At 41.8% G+C, this 19,533-nt stretch carries 15 protein-coding genes; 9 read left to right on the forward strand and 6 right to left on the reverse strand.

Translation table 11 applies throughout. The annotated features are described in order from the left end of the window. Positions 1-16: 16 nt before the first annotated feature. The 9 genes from nanU to ACHWSC_RS14270 all read left to right on the forward strand — a co-directional run bounded on the left by nanU (position 17) and on the right by ACHWSC_RS14270 (position 13,095). Positions 17-1,552 carry a SusD family outer membrane lipoprotein NanU gene (nanU, locus tag ACHWSC_RS14230; RefSeq protein ID WP_394677209.1) on the forward strand — a complete coding sequence of 512 codons (1,536 nt, stop codon included), beginning with the start codon at positions 17-19 and terminating at the stop codon, positions 1,550-1,552. A 41-nt stretch (positions 1,553-1,593) separates the two neighbouring features. Next, complete coding sequence (locus ACHWSC_RS14235) at positions 1,594-2,514, forward strand: dihydrodipicolinate synthase family protein (protein WP_394677210.1); 921 nt, start codon at positions 1,594-1,596, stop codon at positions 2,512-2,514. Positions 2,515-2,603: 89 nt separating this feature from the next. Then, positions 2,604-3,743, forward strand: coding sequence for a hypothetical protein (locus tag ACHWSC_RS14240; protein ID WP_394677211.1), 1,140 nt, complete (start codon positions 2,604-2,606; stop codon positions 3,741-3,743). 52 nt (positions 3,744-3,795) lie between these two features. Further along, entirely contained in the window at positions 3,796-5,031 is a 1,236-nt protein-coding gene (locus ACHWSC_RS14245; RefSeq protein ID WP_394677212.1) for an MFS transporter, read from the forward strand. Positions 5,032-5,065: 34 nt separating this feature from the next. Continuing rightward, entirely contained in the window at positions 5,066-7,171 is a 2,106-nt protein-coding gene (locus tag ACHWSC_RS14250; RefSeq protein ID WP_394677213.1) for a GDSL-type esterase/lipase family protein, read from the forward strand. Positions 7,172-7,222: 51 nt separating this feature from the next. Next, positions 7,223-8,443 carry an AGE family epimerase/isomerase gene (locus ACHWSC_RS14255; RefSeq protein WP_394677214.1) on the forward strand — a complete coding sequence of 407 codons (1,221 nt, stop codon included), beginning with the start codon at positions 7,223-7,225 and terminating at the stop codon, positions 8,441-8,443. Position 8,444: 1 nt separating this feature from the next. Continuing rightward, a complete protein-coding gene (locus ACHWSC_RS14260; RefSeq protein ID WP_394677215.1) occupies positions 8,445-10,427 on the forward strand; it encodes a family 20 glycosylhydrolase in 1,983 nt (660 codons plus the stop codon). 72 nt (positions 10,428-10,499) lie between these two features. Beyond that, entirely contained in the window at positions 10,500-11,657 is a 1,158-nt protein-coding gene (locus ACHWSC_RS14265; RefSeq protein ID WP_394677216.1) for an exo-alpha-sialidase, read from the forward strand. 169 nt (positions 11,658-11,826) lie between these two features. Beyond that, positions 11,827-13,095, forward strand: a complete 1,269-nt coding sequence (locus ACHWSC_RS14270; protein WP_394677217.1) for a family 16 glycosylhydrolase — start codon at positions 11,827-11,829, stop codon at positions 13,093-13,095. A 185-nt stretch (positions 13,096-13,280) separates the two neighbouring features. Here the strand turns inward: ACHWSC_RS14270 and ACHWSC_RS14275 are convergent, their stop codons facing one another. The 6 genes from ACHWSC_RS14275 to ACHWSC_RS14300 form a co-directional block, all read right to left on the reverse strand. Next, positions 13,281-14,600 (reverse strand): serine hydrolase domain-containing protein, encoded by a 1,320-nt coding sequence (locus tag ACHWSC_RS14275; RefSeq protein WP_394677218.1) that lies wholly within the window; start codon positions 14,598-14,600, stop codon positions 13,281-13,283. Beyond that, positions 14,597-15,154, reverse strand: a complete 558-nt coding sequence (locus tag ACHWSC_RS14280; protein ID WP_286852115.1) for a hypothetical protein — start codon at positions 15,152-15,154, stop codon at positions 14,597-14,599. The genes ACHWSC_RS14275 and ACHWSC_RS14280 overlap by 4 nt, the downstream gene beginning before the upstream one ends. A gap of 49 nt (positions 15,155-15,203) precedes the next feature. Beyond that, on the reverse strand, positions 15,204-15,548 hold the full coding sequence (locus ACHWSC_RS14285) for a PadR family transcriptional regulator (protein WP_070564875.1): 345 nt from the start codon (positions 15,546-15,548) through the stop codon (positions 15,204-15,206). Positions 15,549-16,040: 492 nt separating this feature from the next. Further along, positions 16,041-16,319 carry a hypothetical protein gene (locus tag ACHWSC_RS14290; RefSeq protein ID WP_088160395.1) on the reverse strand — a complete coding sequence of 93 codons (279 nt, stop codon included), beginning with the start codon at positions 16,317-16,319 and terminating at the stop codon, positions 16,041-16,043. 3 nt (positions 16,320-16,322) lie between these two features. Continuing rightward, positions 16,323-17,036, reverse strand: a complete 714-nt coding sequence (locus tag ACHWSC_RS14295; RefSeq protein WP_394677219.1) for a hypothetical protein — start codon at positions 17,034-17,036, stop codon at positions 16,323-16,325. A gap of 181 nt (positions 17,037-17,217) precedes the next feature. After that, complete coding sequence (locus tag ACHWSC_RS14300) at positions 17,218-19,455, reverse strand: Tex family protein (protein WP_088160397.1); 2,238 nt, start codon at positions 19,453-19,455, stop codon at positions 17,218-17,220. Positions 19,456-19,533: the final 78 nt, after the last annotated feature.

Below are 19,533 nucleotides of genomic sequence, written 5' to 3' on the forward strand. Positions count from 1 at the left end.
TTAAAAATTGAAAACGATGAAAATCAATATAAAAACCTTGAGCTTGGCAATGGTATTGGGACTAGGCCTCTTAAGTTCTTGCAATAAAAATCTAGAGTTAAGTCCAGTGAGTACAATTAGCGATGGGAATTACTGGAAGACAGCCGATCAGTTTGATTCATTTGTGAGTGGTCTACACGCAAGATTTCGGAATCATGAGCGCGCATTTGTACTTCTGGGTGAATATCAGGGGGAGGTCTTTGGCAATGATCCCGGAACGACATCGTCTTTTACAGGGGAAGCTCCGCAAGGGTTGGAAAGAATGTGGAATCATAATTTGGATCTTGATAATCCGGGGGTGAGCAATTTCGGGGCTTTTTACGAAAACATCAATCAGATAAATTTGTTGATCAGCAAACTTAATACGACTGATATTGTGACCGCTCAAAATAAAGGTTACTATTTAGGGATTGCTTATGGAATGCGTGCATTCTACTATTTTCAGTTGTATCGTTCCTGGGGAGATGTTGTCCTGCAAACCGAGCCTGTTGGAAATATTGATATCACTAACCTTGCTAAAGCCGCTTCTCCAGCTTCGGATGTTTTAGGACTTGTAACTTCGGATTTAGAAAACTCTTTGACTTCTTTTGGAACAGATTACTCCGTGAAGAATACAAAATCGTATTGGTCAAAATCAGCAACATTAATGCTTAAAGCAGAAGTGAATCTTTGGAATGCACATCGAGGCGGAGGTAAGGATGCTGCTTTAACAGCCAAAAATGCTTTATCGGAAATAAAATCAAATCTTACCTTGTCTCTGCAATCAGATTTTTCTGGTCTATTTTCTTCAACCAATCGCGGTAATAGTGAAATGATTTTTGTAGCGCGTCATCAATTAAATGAAGCGACTTTAGGTTTTATATCCGATTTTGTTCCACAATCTGGCCTTATCGCAAATTATTATGACTCACTTTCCAACAGAAAATTCACTGTAACTGCTGAAAATTATGGTGGAATATTACGTGCACCGACTCGTATCCGTTCGTATCGGGACTACAACGATTTGGATCAACGTAAAAACACATCTATTCAAGCGGCCTATTCAAAAGATGCAACAGGAAAATTCAATATGGCCGGTTGTTTCCTGAAAAAGTATCAAGGTGAACAAAATGCGGGATCTCGGGCATTTACGAATGATTTTCCAATCTATCGTTATGCAGATTTACTCTTGCTGTTAGCTGAAGCTAAAGTGCTACTGGGTGAAAGCCCCAAAGAGGAAATCAATTTGGTTCGAGCAAGAGCTTTTGGAAGTAATTACAACGAAGGTACTTTTGGTTTTCCAAATCAGAAGATAGACAGCGATCCGATGGAAGCAATTTTAAAAGAACGCAAATTAGAATTTATTGGCGAGGGGAAATATTGGTATGATTTGAGAAGAATGGGAGATAGCTTTGTTTATAAGTATACATCATTACCGGTAGCAGAATCATTTCGCCTTTTATGGCCAATAAATAGGGATGCGTTGACAAATAACCGGCTATTGGTTCAAACGAAAGGTTATACATCGTTTTAGTTACATTTAAAAAAAATAATATAATATTAAATACACAGATCATGCTAGACCAAAAAATCTCAGGATTAATTGCAGCGCCATTTACTCCTTTCGATGAAAACGGAGAATTGAATCTTGAGCTGATTCCGCAATACTATGCGATGTTAAAGCGCAATCGGGTAACGGGTGCCTTTATTTGTGGCTCTACCGGAGAAGGGGTTTCGTTAACTTTTGAGGAAAAAGTTGCGGTCATGACAGCTTGGGCCAGATTAACGAAAGAGGATAATGCATTTACACTCATGATGCTTCTGGGCGGAACGAATATCAAAGAATGCCAACAATTGGCTAGGCTGGCTGAGCAAGCAGGGGTAGATGTTGTTTCATTTACTTCACCATCTTATTTCAAACCTGCTAATGTGGATCAATTGGCAAAGTGTTGTGTCGAAATTGCTAGTACAGCCCCGAATACGGCTTTCTATTATTATCATATCCCGGTATTGACCGGTGGAAACTTCCAGATGATCGACCTGTTGAAGAAAATTGATGGCGTAATACCCAATTTTAAGGGAATCAAATATACGCACGAAGATTTTATGGATTTTCTAAGCTGCCTGAATTATGCAGATCGCAAGTACGATATGTTATGGGGAAGAGATGAGAATATGCTGTCCGCCTTGGTATTGGGTAACAAAGGTGCTGTCGGTAGTACCTATAACTACGCTGCACCTTTATATCTTGAGCTTATCGAGGCTTATGATCGGGGAGATCTTGAAAAAGCTAATGCTTTGCAGCAGCAATCTATCGATATGATCACATTGTTAGGAAAGTACGGTGGTATTTCAGTAGGAAAATCGTATATGAAATTGATTGGCCTTGACTGCGGAGCATTTAGACTGCCCGTAAAGAATATTTCGGCGGAGCAATTTGAACTCTTTAAGAGTGATGTGAACAAACTTAATTTTCAGACGTTTTGTGCACAGTAAAATAGATATCCCTCTCGAGATGGGTATCATGAGTGCTTACATCGAGAGGGAAATTACAGGCTGAACTGTAGGTTCAAGAATAAATAGATATGACAAAACAACATTGGATGGGAGTTATTGTGGGAATACTGTTTACAGGTGCTGTTCATGCACAGGTTGGTCGATTGGAATGGCATAAATGCATTACATTGCCAGCTATGCAAGATGGAAAGGGGCATATTGGTATGGCAGGACCAATAGCTGGTGTCACAGGCGATTGTCTCCTGGTTGCTGGTGGGGCGAATTTCCCGCATTTACCCCCTTGGGAAGGTGGGGCGAAAGAGATCCAAAAAGATGTTTTTATTTACGGAAAAAAAGGGGGACGACTGAGCTTAATAGCCCAGGATAGTCTTCCTATAGCGGTTGCTTATGGTGCCAGCCTGAGTCTACCCGATGGATTGCTGGTTATCGGTGGAGAGACTCCGGAAGGAAAAACAGCCGCCTGTAGAATGATTAAATATGATGGCTCTACCAAGAAAATTACAGTGTCTGACTTTCCGAACCTCCCATTTCCATTGGCTAATATGGGAGCGGTAGTTCATGGAAATAAACTTTTTATTGCCGGTGGTGAAAGGCCTGATGCCGTATCGGATCAAGTGTTGCAATTGGATCTAGCACATCTTGAAAAAGGATGGGCCTGTGTGGGAAAATTACCCTATGCGGTCTCCCATTTGCAATTGTTGTCTGATAGTCAAAATGGCCTTTATCTGCTTGGTGGAAGAAAGGCTCATCCAGAGAGCCCTTCAACATTATACCATGAACTGTGGTGCTCAACAGATGGTGGTAGTACTTGGTCCAAACAGACGGATATTCCTTTTCCTGCTGCGGCGGGAACAGCTTGTGTATTGCCCGACCAAGGAATATGGTTGTTGAGTGCAGATCGGGGCAATACCTTTCATCAGGTGGAAGCGCTGATCTTTGATGCTAAAAAGGAAACCAATTCATCGCAGCGACAGAAATTGATTGATGCGAAGAATAAATTGCAGATCAATCATCCCGGTTTCGGCAAGGCGATATGGCGTTATGATCTGAAATCGGCGAAATGGAAGCGGATGGGGGATCTACCCTCGAATGGACCTGTAACCACGACAGCTGTTGTTTGGGGCGACATGATCATCTTGCCCAGTGGCGAAATTAAGGCCGGCGTTCGTACTCCGGAGATTTTAGTAGCCACATTTTCTAAGAAATAGGATTGAAAAAAATAAGATATAAAGAACTCAATATAAACCTGATAAACTTGAAATGATCTCTTCTTTACGACATAAATCTTTTTACCCATGGCTCGTTGTAGCCCTCCTTTGGGGGGTAGCTCTGCTGAATTATATGGATAGGCAGATGCTATCAACTATGCGTGAAGCCATGCAGGTCGATATTCCACAGCTGCAGCGTGCCGAGACTTTTGGTGTATTGATGGCCGTTTTTCTTTACATCTATGGTATCATGAGTCCTATAGCCGGTATCGTTGCCGATCGCAGCAATAGAAAATGGCTGATCGTAGGCAGTCTTTTTGTGTGGTCAGCCGTAACGTATGGCATGGGGATGGCGCACGATTATGCAACGCTATTGGTTTTACGGGCAATTATGGGATTTAGTGAAGCATTGTATATCCCGACAGCTCTTTCGCTGATCGCGGATTACCATACCGGAAAAAATCGATCGTTAGCCATTGGCTTACATATGACCGGACTCTATACAGGTCAGGCCTTGGGCGGTTTTGGTGCAACATTGGCCGCTTCAAAAGGATGGCATACCGCTTTTCATTGGTTTGGAATTATCGGAATATGTTATGCGGTCCTATTAGCGATCTTGCTTGTGGAGAAAAAACATGAGCCATCCCTCGAGGAGCCTGCTTCGGAAGGGCGATTGTCTCTTCCCAAAAGTTTATTGTTGCTATTTTCCAATGTGGCATTCTGGATTCTATTATTTTATTTTGCGGCTCCAAGCTTACCCGGCTGGGCCATCAAAAATTGGTTGCCAACCTTGTTTGCCGATAGCCTGAATATTCCAATGGCCAAAGCAGGCCCATTGTCGACCATCACAATCGCGATCTCATCCTTTATTGGAGTTATCGTCGGAGGAATACTAAGTGACCGATGGGTACAAAAGCATATCCGTGGCCGCATCTATACTAGTGCAATTGGGCTTGGACTAACCATACCAGCTTTATTGTTTTTGGGATTAGGCCAGACTTTACCTGCGGTGGTCGGAGCGGCGGTCTGTTTTGGAATTGGCTTTGGCATATTCGATGCCAACAATATGCCTATCCTTTGTCAGGTTGTTCCTAAAAATTTGCGCGCAACCGCTTACGGTTTTATGAATATGGTGGGCGTGTTTGCTGGAGCCGTTATCACGCAATGGTTAGGGAAATTTAAGGATGAAGGTCATTTTGGGCTAGGCTTTGCACTATTAGGGGCCGCGGTACTGCTAGCGCTACTCTTGCAACTCCTGTTTCTCAAACCCAAAACAACGGAGAAGTAATCGCTTTTATTTCCTGAATGAATAGATGATGAAAATGAAATCCTTAATCAGCACGCTGCATACCTATATTTTAAAAAAAGGAGGTCTACTTTTAGGTTTGATGGTCTCCATCTCCATTTCCGTGGGACAACCCCGGACAAAAGTAGCTTGTATCGGTAACTCTGTAACCTTTGGTTATGGGCTCGGAAATCCTGCAGAGGACTCTTATCCGAGCCAGCTTCAAGCTTTGCTGGGCCAGCGGTTTGAAGTGAGGAATTTTGGTCATTCAGGGGCCACACTTTTACGTAAGGGGCATAGACCTTATTATAAAACGGAAGAATACAGAAAAGCCTTGGATTATAAACCTGATGTTGCCATTATACACCTGGGACTCAATGATACTGATCCGAGAAATTGGCCAAATTATAAGAACTCCTTTGCATCGGATTACGCGATTCTGATTGACTCCATACGATCCGTTAATCCCAAAGTACAAATTTACATCTGTCGATTGACTCCTATTTTTAGTGGTCATCCGCGCTTCTTATCCGGGACACGCGATTGGTATGATCAAATTCAGGCGCTTATACCGCAGATAGCAAAAAATAACCAAGTGGGACTGATCGATCTGAACAGCCCACTGCGGTATCGGATTGATCTTTTTGACGATTACTTGCATCCGAATAAGCAAGGAGCTGCATTGATTGCTGAACAGGTCACGCATGTATTGATACCTGTTCTCCAAGATTTGCAAGTGGCCGAAACCATCGGTTCGGATATGGTACTCCAACGTAATTGGGAAAATAGCATCTATGGTAAAGGTGCTGCCGCCGATGAGATCACTGTTGCATTTAATAAGAAAAACTATAAGACTCAAGTCAATCCCGAAGGCTTCTGGGAAATAAAGTTGCCTAAAATGGAAGCCGGAGGACCATATGAAATAACGGTGAGTTCGGACAGGGAGAAAATAGTGTTGAAAAATATTCTTTTTGGCGATGTGTACCTTGCTTCGGGACAATCAAATATGGCTTTTCAACTTCGTGGAGCCACAAAGGGCGAAGAGCTGATCAACGATGCACCGCACTTAAAGAATGTGCGCCTTTTTAAATGCCGCAGCCTTGTGGAGACCAATGCTGTTGCATGGGATACCGCGACTTTAAGGAAAGTAAACGATTTGTCCTTTTTCAGCGGTGCCTGGCGGCAAGCTACCGGGGCGGAGGCCGCGCAATTCTCAGCTGTTGCTTATTCATTTGCCCAGCAGATCGCCAGCGAACAGCATATTCCCATTGGTATTATTGATCTATCGGTAGGTGGGGCTAATACCGAATCATGGATTGATCGAAAATCATTGGAAAACGACGATCTGCTTGCTTCTTATATTCACAACTGGCAAAAATCAGATTTCCTGCAGGATTTCTGTCGTGAGCGCGCCAGTCAAAATCTAGCAGTTTCAAAGGTGAAAAATCAACGCCATCCGTATCAACCAGCTTACAATTTTGAAGCGGGTGTCAGCAAATGGTTGAGCACAGGATTGAAAGGTATACTGTGGTATCAAGGTGAGAGCAATGCGCATAATATAGAACTTCACGAACGTCTTTTTAAAACATTGATTTCCTCCTGGCGGAAGAGTTTTCACCAAGATCTACCTTTTTTCTTTGTTCAGCTCACAAGTATAGATAGACCTTCATGGGGTGATTTTAGAAACTCACAACGCTTACTGGAGAAAGCCATTGCTGGTACATACATGGCCGTAACGATCGATGTAGGTGATTCTTTGGATGTACATCCCCGTGAAAAGATTGTGGTAGGCCGAAGGTTGGCAAATTTAGTGCGTAAACATGTATATGGTGTTGAATTGAATGCAGATCATCCTGATCTGGTCAGGTATGCGCTTCGCGATGATAAGCTGTTGTTGACATTTGATCATTGTATAAAATTAATAACCCCAGGGAATGCGCCTGTGAAAGGTTTTCAGGTAATGGACAATAAGGGGAAAATTTCTGATGTAAATGCAAATATCCTATCGGGCAATGTCGTCGAAATCGTTAAACCAAGTTTCGGAATCAGCAGAATCCTGTATGGATATGAACCTTTTAGCAGGGCAAATCTTCAAAATGAAATTGGAACGCCAGTGTCCACTTTTGATTTGACGATCAACTAAACATAAGACGATCAACTAAACATAAATAAATTGACTCAAAAACTAGAACAGATGAAACAGACAAGTATAAAAGATACCGCAAATATAATAGACACTGATTACTTGAAGGAGTTGGAAGTTTTTTATCGTGATCAGCTTTTAAAAGACACTGTACCATTTTGGTTTCCACGATCGATTGACCATGAATGTGGCGGCTACCTATTTATGCGTGATCATGATGGGGCTTTGATTGATACAGATAAAGCCGTGTGGATACAGGGAAGGGCATGCTGGTTGCTGGCCACACTTTACAATACGGTTGAGCAAAAAGAGGAATGGCTGGAAGGGGCCCGGATAGGCTATGAATTTTTGAAGAAACATTGTTTTGATGCAAACGGCAAAATGTATTTTCATGTAGACCGCATCGGTAACCCAATTCGTATGCGTCGTTATTTCTTTTCGGAGACTTTTGCGGCAATCGCCTTTGCAGCCTATGCAAAAGCGACGGGAGATACTGATATTGCTGCGGAAGCACGTGAGCTGTTTGGAATTTGTCTAGCTTATGCACAGGGAGAAAGATTGGTGGAACCAAAATACGAACAGACCAGGCCAATGAAAGGGATCGGTGTGCCGATGATTATGATCAATACCGCACAGCAAATTCGCGAAACAATTGGAGATCCACGCTGTGATTTTGTTATCAGTAATTTTATCGCGCAGATTGAACGTGATTTTGTAAAAGATGACATACGCTGTGTGATGGAACAAGTGGGACCTGAAGGTGAAATTGTTGATCATATTGACGGGCGGACACTCAACCCTGGACATGCCATCGAAGGAGCGTGGTTTATCTTGCATGAAGCGAAATATCGGGCGAACGATCCACATCTGATTGACCTGGGCTGTCGTATGCTCGATTATATGTGGGAGCGCGGCTGGGATACAGAATATGGTGGTATACTATACTTTCGGGATGTCTATGGAAAGCCGGTACAAGAATACTGGCAGGATATGAAGTTTTGGTGGCCGCAGAATGAAACGATTATAGCAACATTACTCGCTTACCTAATGACCGGAAATGAGAAATATAAAAGTTGGCATCAGCAGATCAATCAGTATGCCTATGATCATTTTCATGATAAAATCAATGGTGAATGGTATGGTTATCTGCATCGTGATGGGAAGATTGCGCAAACGGCAAAAGGTAATTTATTTAAAGGACCATTCCATCTTCCTCGTCAAGAGTGGTATTGTATGCAAATACTACAGGAATTTAACACGATTAATGGATAACATGAGGCGACAAACTGTAGCGACAACTAAGTTCCTCCAAAGGCTGATGATGATTGTCATGATGATCTCTCCGCTATATGGTATGTCCGAAACTATCAGACCTTTGCTTCCCATGCCGCAGTCTGTTGCCTGGAAAACCGGGTATTACCAGGTCAAACAAGTGGTCTGCGTACGCACCAAAGGAGAAGTGTCAACTACAGATAGACAGACTTTGACAGCACTGTTAAGCGATTGGGATGTAAGGCGGATAGACTTCGATAGCAAAGAAAATATAGCTATAACGATTAGTTGCAATAAAGAAATGAAACTTCCCTCGTCTTCTTTGGAAGGCTATCGCATCGTTATAGATAAAAGGGGAGTAAACATTGAAGCCCGAGCGAGTAAAGGGGTTTTCTATGCCCTGCAAACTTTGCGTCAACTGGGAGGCGGCGATGGTAAGTTGCCGTATTGCGTCATTACAGATTATCCATCTTTTCGTTGGCGTGGCTACTTGGTAGACGTGGGAAGAAATTTTCAGTCTATGCAGGTGTTGAAGGAGCAGATCGATATGATGGCGCGGTATAAGCTGAATATTTTTCACTTTCATTTCACAGAGGATATTGCATGGCGACTGATCAGTAAAAAATATCCCGGTTTGACCGACTCGGCAAATATGGAGCGTTGGAAGGGAAAGTATTATACAGTCGACGATATGCAGCAGCTGATCCGGTATTGTCGTGATCGCCATATTCAGCTCGTACCCGAAATTGATATGCCAGGGCATTCCGCAGCATTTCGCCGTTATTTTAAAACCGATATGCAGAGCGATAGCGGCATAGCGATCATCAAAGAACTGGTGAAGGAATTTGCGACCACCTATCCCGGGCTACCTTATCTGCATATTGGGGGGGATGAGGTGAAAATTCACAACCAAGCATTTTTGCCGATGATGACAAAATGGACGGAGGACTTAGGCCTAAAAACCATCGGCTGGGAGCCTGGTGGTAATTTGCAGGCACACACAATCCGCCAGCTTTGGATGGGTGGGCCACAGGCTATTACCAATGACTCACCTTTTGAAGTGATTGATTCAAAGCATTTGTATATCAATCATATGGATCCTTTGGAAACGGTGACGACCTTGTTCTATAGGGAATTAGGTGGTCAATCGTCAGAAAATGAAAAGTTAATGGGTGCGACGTTATGTTCCTGGCCCGATCGTGCAGTCCATCATGAACGTGATGTATTCCATCAGAATGCAGTTTACCCTGCTTTGCTGACTTTTGCGGAACGAAGCTGGCGAGGAGGAGGAGATTTTGAATGGCGTAGTAATATCAAAACAGATGTAAAGGGATTAAAGCAATTTGCTGAATTTGAAAAGCGTTTGCTCCAACATAAAAGATTGTATTTTAAGGATCTTATTTTTCCGTATTACGCACAAAGTGGGCAAAAATGGATGTTGTATGGGCCTGTGGAAAATAAAGGTGATCTGAGCATGGTCTTAAAAAATGAAGCGACAGGAAAATTTACCGCTTTAAAAAAGATCGGTGAGTTTTATGGTGGGACTATCTTACTACGCCATTGGTGGGCTGATGTGGTAAAAGGGGCTATTGATCGGCCGCTTGAAAATAGTACCGTATATGCTGTGAGCAAAGTATGGAGTGAAAAAGGGGGAAACCAAAGTTTTTGGATCGGTTTTAACGACCTCTCCCGTTCATATGCCAGTGATTCACCAAATTTGGGAACCTGGGACGATAGAATGAGCAAAATTTGGGTGAACGGGCGTGAAGTGCTTCCACCGAATTGGCAACATGCTGGCCAAAAAGGAAATTTGGAGCTCCCATTGGTTGATGAAGGTTACAGCTACCGAAGTCCAAGCATTGTTCTGCTGGAGAAAGGCTGGAATACAGTTGTGGTGAAACTTCCTGTGGGAAAATTAAATGGGAGAGATTGGCAAAATCCACTAAAATGGATGTTTACTTGCCTACCGATTGAAAGGGAGTAATAAATAACCGATCGCATTGTATTAACACAGATGAATTTTTTAAATAGAAGTAACAATAAAACTTATATAGATATGAAGAAATTAGGGACAATGTTGGTATTTGCACTGTTGGCAGGAATTTGCCACGCTCAGGAAGTGAGTGTATTTGTTTCAGGCGAAGATGGCTATAAAAGCTACCGCATACCTGCTATTGTAAAGGATAGAAGCGGACAGTTAATTGCTTTTGCAGAAGGTAGGGTGGATCATGCCGGCGATTTTGGTAATGTAGATATTGTTTATAAAATTAGTCAGGATAATGGAAAAACATGGGGCCCATTGCAAGTTGCTGTTGACAATGATAATTTGCAGGTCGGAAATCCAGCTCCGGTAGTGGATCTATTGGATCCGGCATATCCGAAAGGACGCCTGTTTCTTTTTTATAATACGGGTAATAATCATGAGGGAGAAGTCCGTAAAGGAAATGGTTTGCGAGAATGTTGGTCAATTAGTTCGACCGACGGTGGTAAGACCTGGTCTAATCCAGAAAACATAACGCTTGAGACGCATCGTCCTAATCAACCATCCGTAAATGCACAATATATTTTTAAGGAAGACTGGCGGACTTATGCAAATACGCCCGGCCATGCTTTACAATTTGATTCTGGTAAGTTTAAAGGACGTATTTATATTCCTGCTAACCATTCTGAAGGAAATCCGAAAGAAAATGGCAAGGACTATTTTGCGCATTCGTATTACTCGGACGATCATGGAAAGACATTCAAGATAGGGGCAAGCGTGAAATTTGAGGGATCAAATGAAACAATGGCCGCACAGGTTTCCAACACAGGACTGTATATGAATTCCCGTAATCAGCAAGGTAATGTAAAATCGAGAATTGTATCCTATTCCGGTGATGGTGGCGCTACTTGGGATACAACCTATTATGATAAAAACTTACCCGATCCGGTCAACCAGGGTTCAGTGCTTTCCTGGCAAAAGAAAGGAAAATATATATTGGCTGTGTGTAATGCTGCATCAACCGATAGAAGAGACAATCTAACCGTTCGATTAAGTAATGATCAGGGCAAAACATGGTATTTTAATCAGGTTGTGGCCAAAGCGCAGGAGGGTGTGAAAGGGGATTATGCCGCTTATTCCGATTTAGTACTTTTAAATAAAAATAAACTCGGCGTTTTATTTGAAAAAGAAAATTACAGCAAAATTGTCTTTTTGCCCGTAAATTTTAAGTAATCGGGCACATTGTGTTATCGATATAATATGCATTTTCTTTCATTTCTTCCTTTTGGTTAAAACAGGAAGGAATGAAAGAAAAAAATGAATCTTCGATTATTATGCAGCTTGCTCCACAAGCTGTCAAATAACGATATAAACTTAAATAAAACCAATAATCCAAAACTAAATGAGAAAAACCAAATTTTGGCTGGTGCTGAGCCTAATCGCAACTAGCCTGTCTATTTTTGCCTGCAAAAAAGACTCTACAGCAACAAAAAATCCGATTCAGGAAGTGAGTAAGGCGAAGGCCTCGACTAAGCTATTAAATGCGACTACCGTAGCGACAACAGATTACGAATTGATCTGGTCGGATGAGTTTAATAGTAGTGGGGGATTTGATTCCACAAAATGGTCTTATGCTGACAGGGGCACTGTCGCATGGAATAAGTATATGACCTCCTTGCCAGCTTATGCCTCCCAAGATGGGAGCAATCTCGTATTGCGTATGGATAATGCCGTTGTAGCCGGAGATCCTGTTGCCTATCATGCTGGAGGAGTTAAGTCGATGGGGAAATTTAGTATGACTTATGGAAAAGTTGAAGTGAGGGCTAAATTTACACAAGGAAGAGGTTCATGGCCTGCTATTTGGATGATGCCCGAACCAGCTACAGCGTACGGCGGCTGGCCTAGCTGTGGTGAAATTGACATTATGGAGCATGTCAACAACGAAAGTGTGATGTACCATACGATCCATAATGGCTCAGTTACCAATGCAAATGGTGGGAGCACAGCTTCGAAATCTGCCACCTATAATACCACAGATTACAACCTATATACAATGATCTGGAGTCCAAATGACATTCGATTTTACGTCAACAATGTATTGCAGTATACCTACGCAAGAGTTTCCGGTGGGGGGACACAGCAATGGCCATTTGACGTTCCTTTTTATCTGATTCTAAATCAGGCTGGTGGAGCGGGATGGCCAGGGGCGATCACAAATGCTGACTTGCCCTTTAGTATGCAGGTGGATTACGTACGTGTATATAAGCTACCTTTATTTAGTAATGGCGATTTCGAAAGCGGTGTCATCTATCCATGGACAACATGGGGCGGTGGATCATCGGTTGTTTCCACCGATGCCCGGACAGGAACCAAATGCATCCGCGAAACAGGTGGAGAGACATCCATTGAACAATACCTGACCGGTTTAACGCCAAATACGACTTATCGGTTCGGTGGCTACGCCAAAGTGTCTGCAGCTGGCCAGTCGGTCAGTATTGGTGTCAAAAATTATGGGGGAACTGCGATCGATGCGACTATAGGTACGACCAGCTACTCCAATAATTCGGTAACTTTTACAACTGGAGCCAATAATACTACTGCTACGATCTATTTCTATAAACCCTTGAACGGTACGGTGTATGGTGATGATTTCTATTTGGAAAAACTGTAAAACACCGTAATTGAAAGAGCAGCGGTTTAGTTCAACCGCTGCTCTTTTAGCGATACTGCGTGATGACGCGGGCCTCGGTCCTCATTGAGGATGTCGATATAAACTTCATAACTACCTAATGAAAAATGTAAGATAGTGCCAAATAAAGGCCATGAATCTTTACATTAGTTAACCGCAGTATCTCCTTATTTCTTCAATACAAGAGTATGCCCATTTTGGTAGAGTGTCATTTTGTTTTCGCTACGTTCGAAAACTATTTTTACGCCAAATTGCGGTTGGACCAGCGTATTTCTATCCTTGGGTTTCAGTTGAAATGCCGGCTGACCGACAACTTGACCCAGCACCTTGTTGCCCTCTCTCGTAATATTTATCTGAATAGGAGGCTGTTCGCTTTTGTATTCGCCGACGAGGCTTGAAATTTCTTCCTCTGTCAATTGTATTTCCGCAAGATCAGGAAGTGGAAAAGGTTTTTTATAAAGTTCGCCAAGGCTGAACTTTAATATTTCATTATTATTATAATTGTTGGCATTGCTAATGATAGCGACATTATAATTACCATCATCAAAATGACCAGCTACCGAGGAGTATCCATCTATACCACCTGTGTGGCCAAAGCCTATATGTCCATAGAATGGTAATTGGAATAAACCCAATCCATAGCCCTGATCTATTTTTTTCATCTCTTCCAGGCTTGCAGCATTGATTATTTTATGGCTAAATAAACCATTGAAAAATTTGCCCAGATCTGCCGGAGTTGACCAAACGGCTCCGGCTCCAAGCGGAACAGAATTGTCCGTGTGTAGTTCAAGGGTCCATTCGTGAGTGAATCGATAAGATTCGCTAACATCCCTGCTGTTATTTTGTGGACGGCCAAAGGTTGTCTCTTGCAAGTTTAATGGCTTACAGATGTATTCTTTCAATAAAAAAGCATAGTCTTTTTTCCAAACTTTGTCTAAGATATAGGTAAGTAGAATGTAGTTTGAATTACTATATGCATGTTTACTGCTGGGAGCAAAGTCGGCTCCGCCTTTGACGATGCGTTCAACAAGTTCTTTCTCTGTCTGTGGTTTAGTATTCCATGTCAAATAATCGTTGTCATCCGTGATATTGTGTAATCCGCTGCTATGATTTAACAATTGGCGAACGGTGATTTTTCCAGCGTCTGGAATATCTTTAAAGAATGCAGATATTGGTTCGTCTAACTTCAGTTTTCCGAGCTCAACTGTTTTTAGTACAAGTGTTGCTGTGAAAGTTTTGGAGATTGAACCTATGCCATAACGCGTATTTATGTTCGCTTTCTTTTTCTGCGCTACATCTGCATATCCAATTGCCTTTTGATAGAGTAATTGATCGCCTTTGCTGATTGCAATACTGCCCATCCAGACATTATTTTTATCCATGACGGACATCAGGCTATCCATGCGAACAGCTGTGAATTCCTGGGCTTTGAGAATAGGGCTTGATAGGGTTCCTAAGAGGAACAATAACACTGTGGTTCTTTTCATAATTTATGGGGAATAGATTTTTTGAGTTTCAAAATTAACGTGGAGGAATAGTAAAGTCCACTGATGATAAATAGAAATGCCGGAATGAAATAATTGCCCAATTGTTCGTAACGCAGGGCTTCTTCATGCTGTAAAATAAGTTTGCCGAATATGAAAAACTTGTTGGGCGCATAGAAGAATCCGACTCCCTGAGGATCAATAAATTTGGCCACGACTAGAAATACGGCGATGAGCATAAGGGTATAGATGATATAATAAATCATGTTTACGATCCCTTGTGTGAGCATGATAGGTACCCGTAATAAGGATACGGATTTACGAGGAGATTTTATTGACGGGGCAATCGACGTTGACAAAATCATTTCCTTGATAAAAGTCTCTGGTAACCCGAGTTTATCTAAGATTTCTTGGAGCTGACTAGGCATGGCGTCATGGATTAACTGTGGGGGAAGCTGCTGTTGCAATGCCTCAAATATGTGGCTATTGATTTCACATAATATATCCTGTCTTTGCTCCAAGGCTAATTTTTTTACAAGAGCCGTTGCTGTTGACATGTAGTCTTGATATAGCCGAGCTGAGAATCTATTTGTAAAGGGTATCTGGTTATAATGCATGCGTCAAAGTGGTTAAATGTTGGTTTAAGCTTGTCCAGTACGTTCTCATCTCTAAGAAAGTACTTTGGCCTTCCTTTGTTATTTTGTAATATTTTCTTGGAATCCCAGTTTCCTGAGGTACCCAGTTCGATTCGACCAGGCCTTCGTTTTTTAAACGAATCAATAAGGGGTATAAAGTTCCTTCAGCAATATCAATGGCCGTTTTCTTCTTGACCTCCTGGATAAGATCATAGCCATAGTATTCCTGATCATAGGCAAGAATACCTAATACAACAAAAGAAAGACTTCCTTTTTTTAGCTGTGAAATCCATTTGTCAATAAATTCTTTGTTCATGGAAGTAAATATATAACAAAATACATAGTAATACAATGTATTGTTTTAAATTTTTAATATACCTTTTAATGAAGGAAAGTGTCTTAATTAAAAAAAGATGAAGGAAGTGGATTTGATGTTACTTCGATTGATTTTTTGCTAAAAAAAAACACTTGAAGTGGGGAACTTCAAGTGTTTAACCTAACCAATTATTAACCTAAATTTATGAAAAGTATACTTTCTCAAGTATAATAAACTATGTTCAATATCTGTGCCATTCTATTTGTTAGTTTTATAATATTTTTCTTTGTGTTATTTTTGTTACGTATTATCTCCGGATTTGGTTGATGTTATATCTTATTTGGTAATATTTTTATGTTTTTAAAGATATTCAACAGCCTAAAAAAGTACTGAGTTAATTTTCTATACTATTTTTGACTACTTTATTGCCCAAATTGTCCTTTTGTGTATATAAAAGAAAACAGCGGCTGTCCGAAAATAGGCTAATTGTAGCTATGGAGCGTAATATTTGAAGAGGTCTTTCCACTCATCATCCAAATTACCTTTGTATACGTTTTGTTTGGCACGACGATACCAATATTCTGCATTCCACTGATCGCCTTCTTTGCGATGTAAATAAGCATGAACATGTGCTGCGTCAGTTCCGTCTAATTGATCGATCAGGTCATGCGCGGTTTTCCAATTTCCTTTCAGATCATGCCAAAGTGACTTTTGTACCGCTGTCCAATGCTGAAGCGGAGCTTCAAGAGATTGAAATTCTTCTATTGTCATATTTTATTCTGTTATTTCTTTGCTCCAGATTTCATAAATATCGTCTCCTTTCGAACTTTTTCCTTTATGATGCCATGCGCCATTTAGGATTTCACCACCAAAGGCGAGTTCTTGCCCAACTCTATTATTGTCTCTCGAAAAGAACTGTATTTTTTCGGAGTACCGATTATTATTGTACTGATAGTCACCTCCGCCTGTACCATAGAAACCCTTTTGAGCAGGATTAATCGCTACCCATTGAAAATATCCATCAACCAATATTTTGATTGTTTTACGATCTGCTTTGGGAATATCTTGCATTTTGCCTTCTTGCTGGCGACCTGTGATCCGCCAAAGTGCGTCAAGGTCTTGTGGAACTTTTTTCTGCTTGATATAGAGATGGTAGCTATTGGCAGTTTTGAGGCGAAGGGAGTCTGCTTCAATCCGGTAAGGTAATTGGGTTGTTTTGCCAATGGCAGCCGAATCCTGTGAGTTATACTCGACAGCGATAGTGATCAGATTATGCTGCTTATCAAGTGCGCCGCCCCAGGTATGCTGAAAACGTTTTCTGACGTCATCGTAACTTATAAATGAAATATAATGGTCTTTAACGAGCATTAAATGTTTATTGATGCCATCCTGATACAGGTAGGCCCCGTCGTGAAGTTGCTGCTGTGCCTGGATTTTAGAAAAATAGATTCCAAAAAATAGAAAGAATAGGAGGGTACAATTTTTCATAACGGGTCTAAACTTGTTTCCCCTAAAGATACAAAATAAAACAGCGACACGAATGACGAACATTGGATTTAATCGAATCAAAAAAAAAGCTGACCAGGCGATGCCTTGCCTCCAAAAAGTTAGACACTTTTCTTGGCAGTTCAGCGAACGGTCAGCTTTTTTGATTCGGAGTTAAATGTATCTATTTAAATTTACTTGCCAATGCAGCTAGCTTGCTGGCCATATCCGTTTGTGGTTCGGCCTGCTTTTTAAAATCATTTTTTTTGTTTTTGGGTAGCGCAGGCTTCTCATCTGTTTTCATTGACAATGCAATGCGACTACGTTTTTCGTCTACTTCTGTTACCGTTACCATGACGTGTTGCTGTACTTTGACGACTTCATGGGGATCTGATATATAGCGATTAGATAATTGGCTTAGGTGTACCAGGCCATCTTGATGTACGCCAATATCAACAAAGGCTCCGAAATTCGTAATATTGGTCACGATTCCCGGCAGTTTCATGCCAACCCGTAAGTCGCCAATGCTGTTGACCCCATCCGTGAATGAAAATGCTTCGAATTTTTCCCTTGGATCTAATCCGGGTTTTGCTAATTCATTTAGAATATCGTTTAATGTCGGTAGTCCTACTTCCTCCGAAATGTAATTTTTTAGGGGAATAGATTTCCTGAGGTCAGCATCTGTCAATAGGTCCTCCACTTTTTTTCCCAAGTCTTTGGCCATTTGTTCCACCAATGCATAACGCTCGGGGTGTACTGCAGAGGAATCCAATGGATTTACCGCATGGCGAATGCGAAGGAATCCTGCGGCTTGTTCAAATGCTTTATCACCAAGGCGAGGAACTTTCTTCAGTTCACGTCTCGATGCAAATGGACCATTCTCATTTCTGTATTTGATGATCTGTTGGGCCAAAGATGGACCTAGACCCGAAACATAGGATAAGATTTGTTTGGAGGCAGTATTCAGTTCAACACCGACCGCATTTACACAGCTGATAACGGTGTCGTCCAGAGAAGTTTGGAGTTTATTTTGATCAACGTCATGTTGATATTGTCCGACACCGATCGATTTTGGATCGATCTTAACCAGCTCAGCCAAGGGATCCATCAATCGTCTACCAATAGATACTGCACCACGTACCGTAACATCTTGATCTGGAAATTCTTCACGAGCAGTTTCGGAAGCCGAATAAATAGAGGCTCCACTTTCATTGACCATAACGATGGTAACGTTATTTAATCCGAGTTTCCGTACAAATTCCTCCGTTTCTCGACCCGCTGTTCCATTGCCGATTGCGATGGCTTGGATATCGTATTTCGAGACTAAATACTGAATTGTTTTTTTTGCTTCTGCCAGTCCATTGGCACCCGTATGTGGAAAGATAGCCGTATTTTCTTTGAGCTGTCCCTGCTCATCCAGAACAACCGTTTTACAGCCTGTACGAAATCCTGGGTCGATCGCAAGCAGCCTTTTCTGCCCTAGTGGAGCGGCTAGAAGTAATTGACGAACATTGTCGGCAAAAACTTTGATGGCCTCTTCATCGGCTTTTTGGCGTGTTAATACACGAATTTCAGTCTCCATGGAAGGTTTTAACAGACGCTTATAGCTATCGACCAAGGCGAGTTTTACCTGAGCTGCGGCATCGTTGGCACCCTTAACATAGATGGATTCGATACGGGGTAGAATTTCTTCTTCATTGATCGCTATATCTAAGTAGAGCAGCTCTTCTTTTTCCCCACGGCGCATCGCAAGCACACGATGGGAAGGTGCATCTTTCAAAGATTCAGACCATTCGTAATAATCTTTATATTTTAGGGCGGCGTCTTCTTTTCCAGGAACTACCTTTGAAACAAATGCACTTTTTTCGAGGAATATCGCTCTCGACTTGGCTCTCACTGTCGCATCTTCGGCAATGACCTCTGCAATGATGTCGCGGGCACCTGCTAGTGCCTCCTCTGTATTTTTTACGCCTTTTTCTTCATCTATTAAACTGTCCGCAAGGGCGAGGAAATCGCCCGTTTCTTGCGCCAAAATAAGATCCGCTAAAGGTTGCAGACCTTTTTCACGTGCCACACTGGCGCGGGTTTTACGCTTAGGTTTGTAAGGCAAATAGATATCTTCAAGACTGGCCATGGTTTCGGCATTCAAAAGCTGCTGCTCAAGCTCCGCTGTCAATTTCCCCTGATCGTTGATAGATTTAAGAACAGCTTCTTTACGTTTATCTAAATCGCGCAGCTGCTGGAAACGATCTCTGATATTGGTGATTTGAACTTCGTCCAAACTACCAGTCATTTCCTTACGGTAGCGTGAGATAAACGGAACGGTAGCGCCTTCGTCTAATAGTGCTATAGTCGTGCGAACCTGTTTTTCGCTAATAGAAAGCTCGTTAGCAATAGTAATTTCGTGTGTTGATAAGCTCATTGTCGGTTTAATCTTAAAAAGTAGAGCTGTTGAATCACCATTCAACAGCTCTAAGTATATCTAATTATAAACTAAAGT

The organism is uncultured Sphingobacterium sp., from assembly GCF_964277905.1.
In the GTDB taxonomy this organism is placed as follows: Bacteria; Bacteroidota; Bacteroidia; order Sphingobacteriales; family Sphingobacteriaceae; genus Sphingobacterium; species Sphingobacterium siyangense.

Bases quoted from the DNA above. Each gene is read 5' to 3' on its own strand.
- nanU (WP_394677209.1), top strand. From the start codon at position 17: ATGAAAATCAATATAAAAACCTTGAGCTTGGCAATGGTATTGGGACTA.
- ACHWSC_RS14235 (WP_394677210.1), top strand. From the start codon at position 1,594: ATGCTAGACCAAAAAATCTCAGGATTAATTGCAGCGCCATTTACTCCT.
- ACHWSC_RS14240 (WP_394677211.1), top strand. From the start codon at position 2,604: ATGACAAAACAACATTGGATGGGAGTTATTGTGGGAATACTGTTTACA.
- ACHWSC_RS14245 (WP_394677212.1), top strand. From the start codon at position 3,796: ATGATCTCTTCTTTACGACATAAATCTTTTTACCCATGGCTCGTTGTA.
- ACHWSC_RS14250 (WP_394677213.1), top strand. From the start codon at position 5,066: ATGAAATCCTTAATCAGCACGCTGCATACCTATATTTTAAAAAAAGGA.
- ACHWSC_RS14255 (WP_394677214.1), top strand. From the start codon at position 7,223: ATGAAACAGACAAGTATAAAAGATACCGCAAATATAATAGACACTGAT.
- ACHWSC_RS14260 (WP_394677215.1), top strand. From the start codon at position 8,445: ATGAGGCGACAAACTGTAGCGACAACTAAGTTCCTCCAAAGGCTGATG.
- ACHWSC_RS14265 (WP_394677216.1), top strand. From the start codon at position 10,500: ATGAAGAAATTAGGGACAATGTTGGTATTTGCACTGTTGGCAGGAATT.
- ACHWSC_RS14270 (WP_394677217.1), top strand. From the start codon at position 11,827: ATGAGAAAAACCAAATTTTGGCTGGTGCTGAGCCTAATCGCAACTAGC.
- ACHWSC_RS14275 (WP_394677218.1), bottom strand. From the start codon at position 14,600: ATGAAAAGAACCACAGTGTTATTGTTCCTCTTAGGAACCCTATCAAGC.
- ACHWSC_RS14280 (WP_286852115.1), bottom strand. From the start codon at position 15,154: ATGTCAACAGCAACGGCTCTTGTAAAAAAATTAGCCTTGGAGCAAAGA.
- ACHWSC_RS14285 (WP_070564875.1), bottom strand. From the start codon at position 15,548: ATGAACAAAGAATTTATTGACAAATGGATTTCACAGCTAAAAAAAGGA.
- ACHWSC_RS14290 (WP_088160395.1), bottom strand. From the start codon at position 16,319: ATGACAATAGAAGAATTTCAATCTCTTGAAGCTCCGCTTCAGCATTGG.
- ACHWSC_RS14295 (WP_394677219.1), bottom strand. From the start codon at position 17,036: ATGAAAAATTGTACCCTCCTATTCTTTCTATTTTTTGGAATCTATTTT.
- ACHWSC_RS14300 (WP_088160397.1), bottom strand. From the start codon at position 19,455: ATGAGCTTATCAACACACGAAATTACTATTGCTAACGAGCTTTCTATT.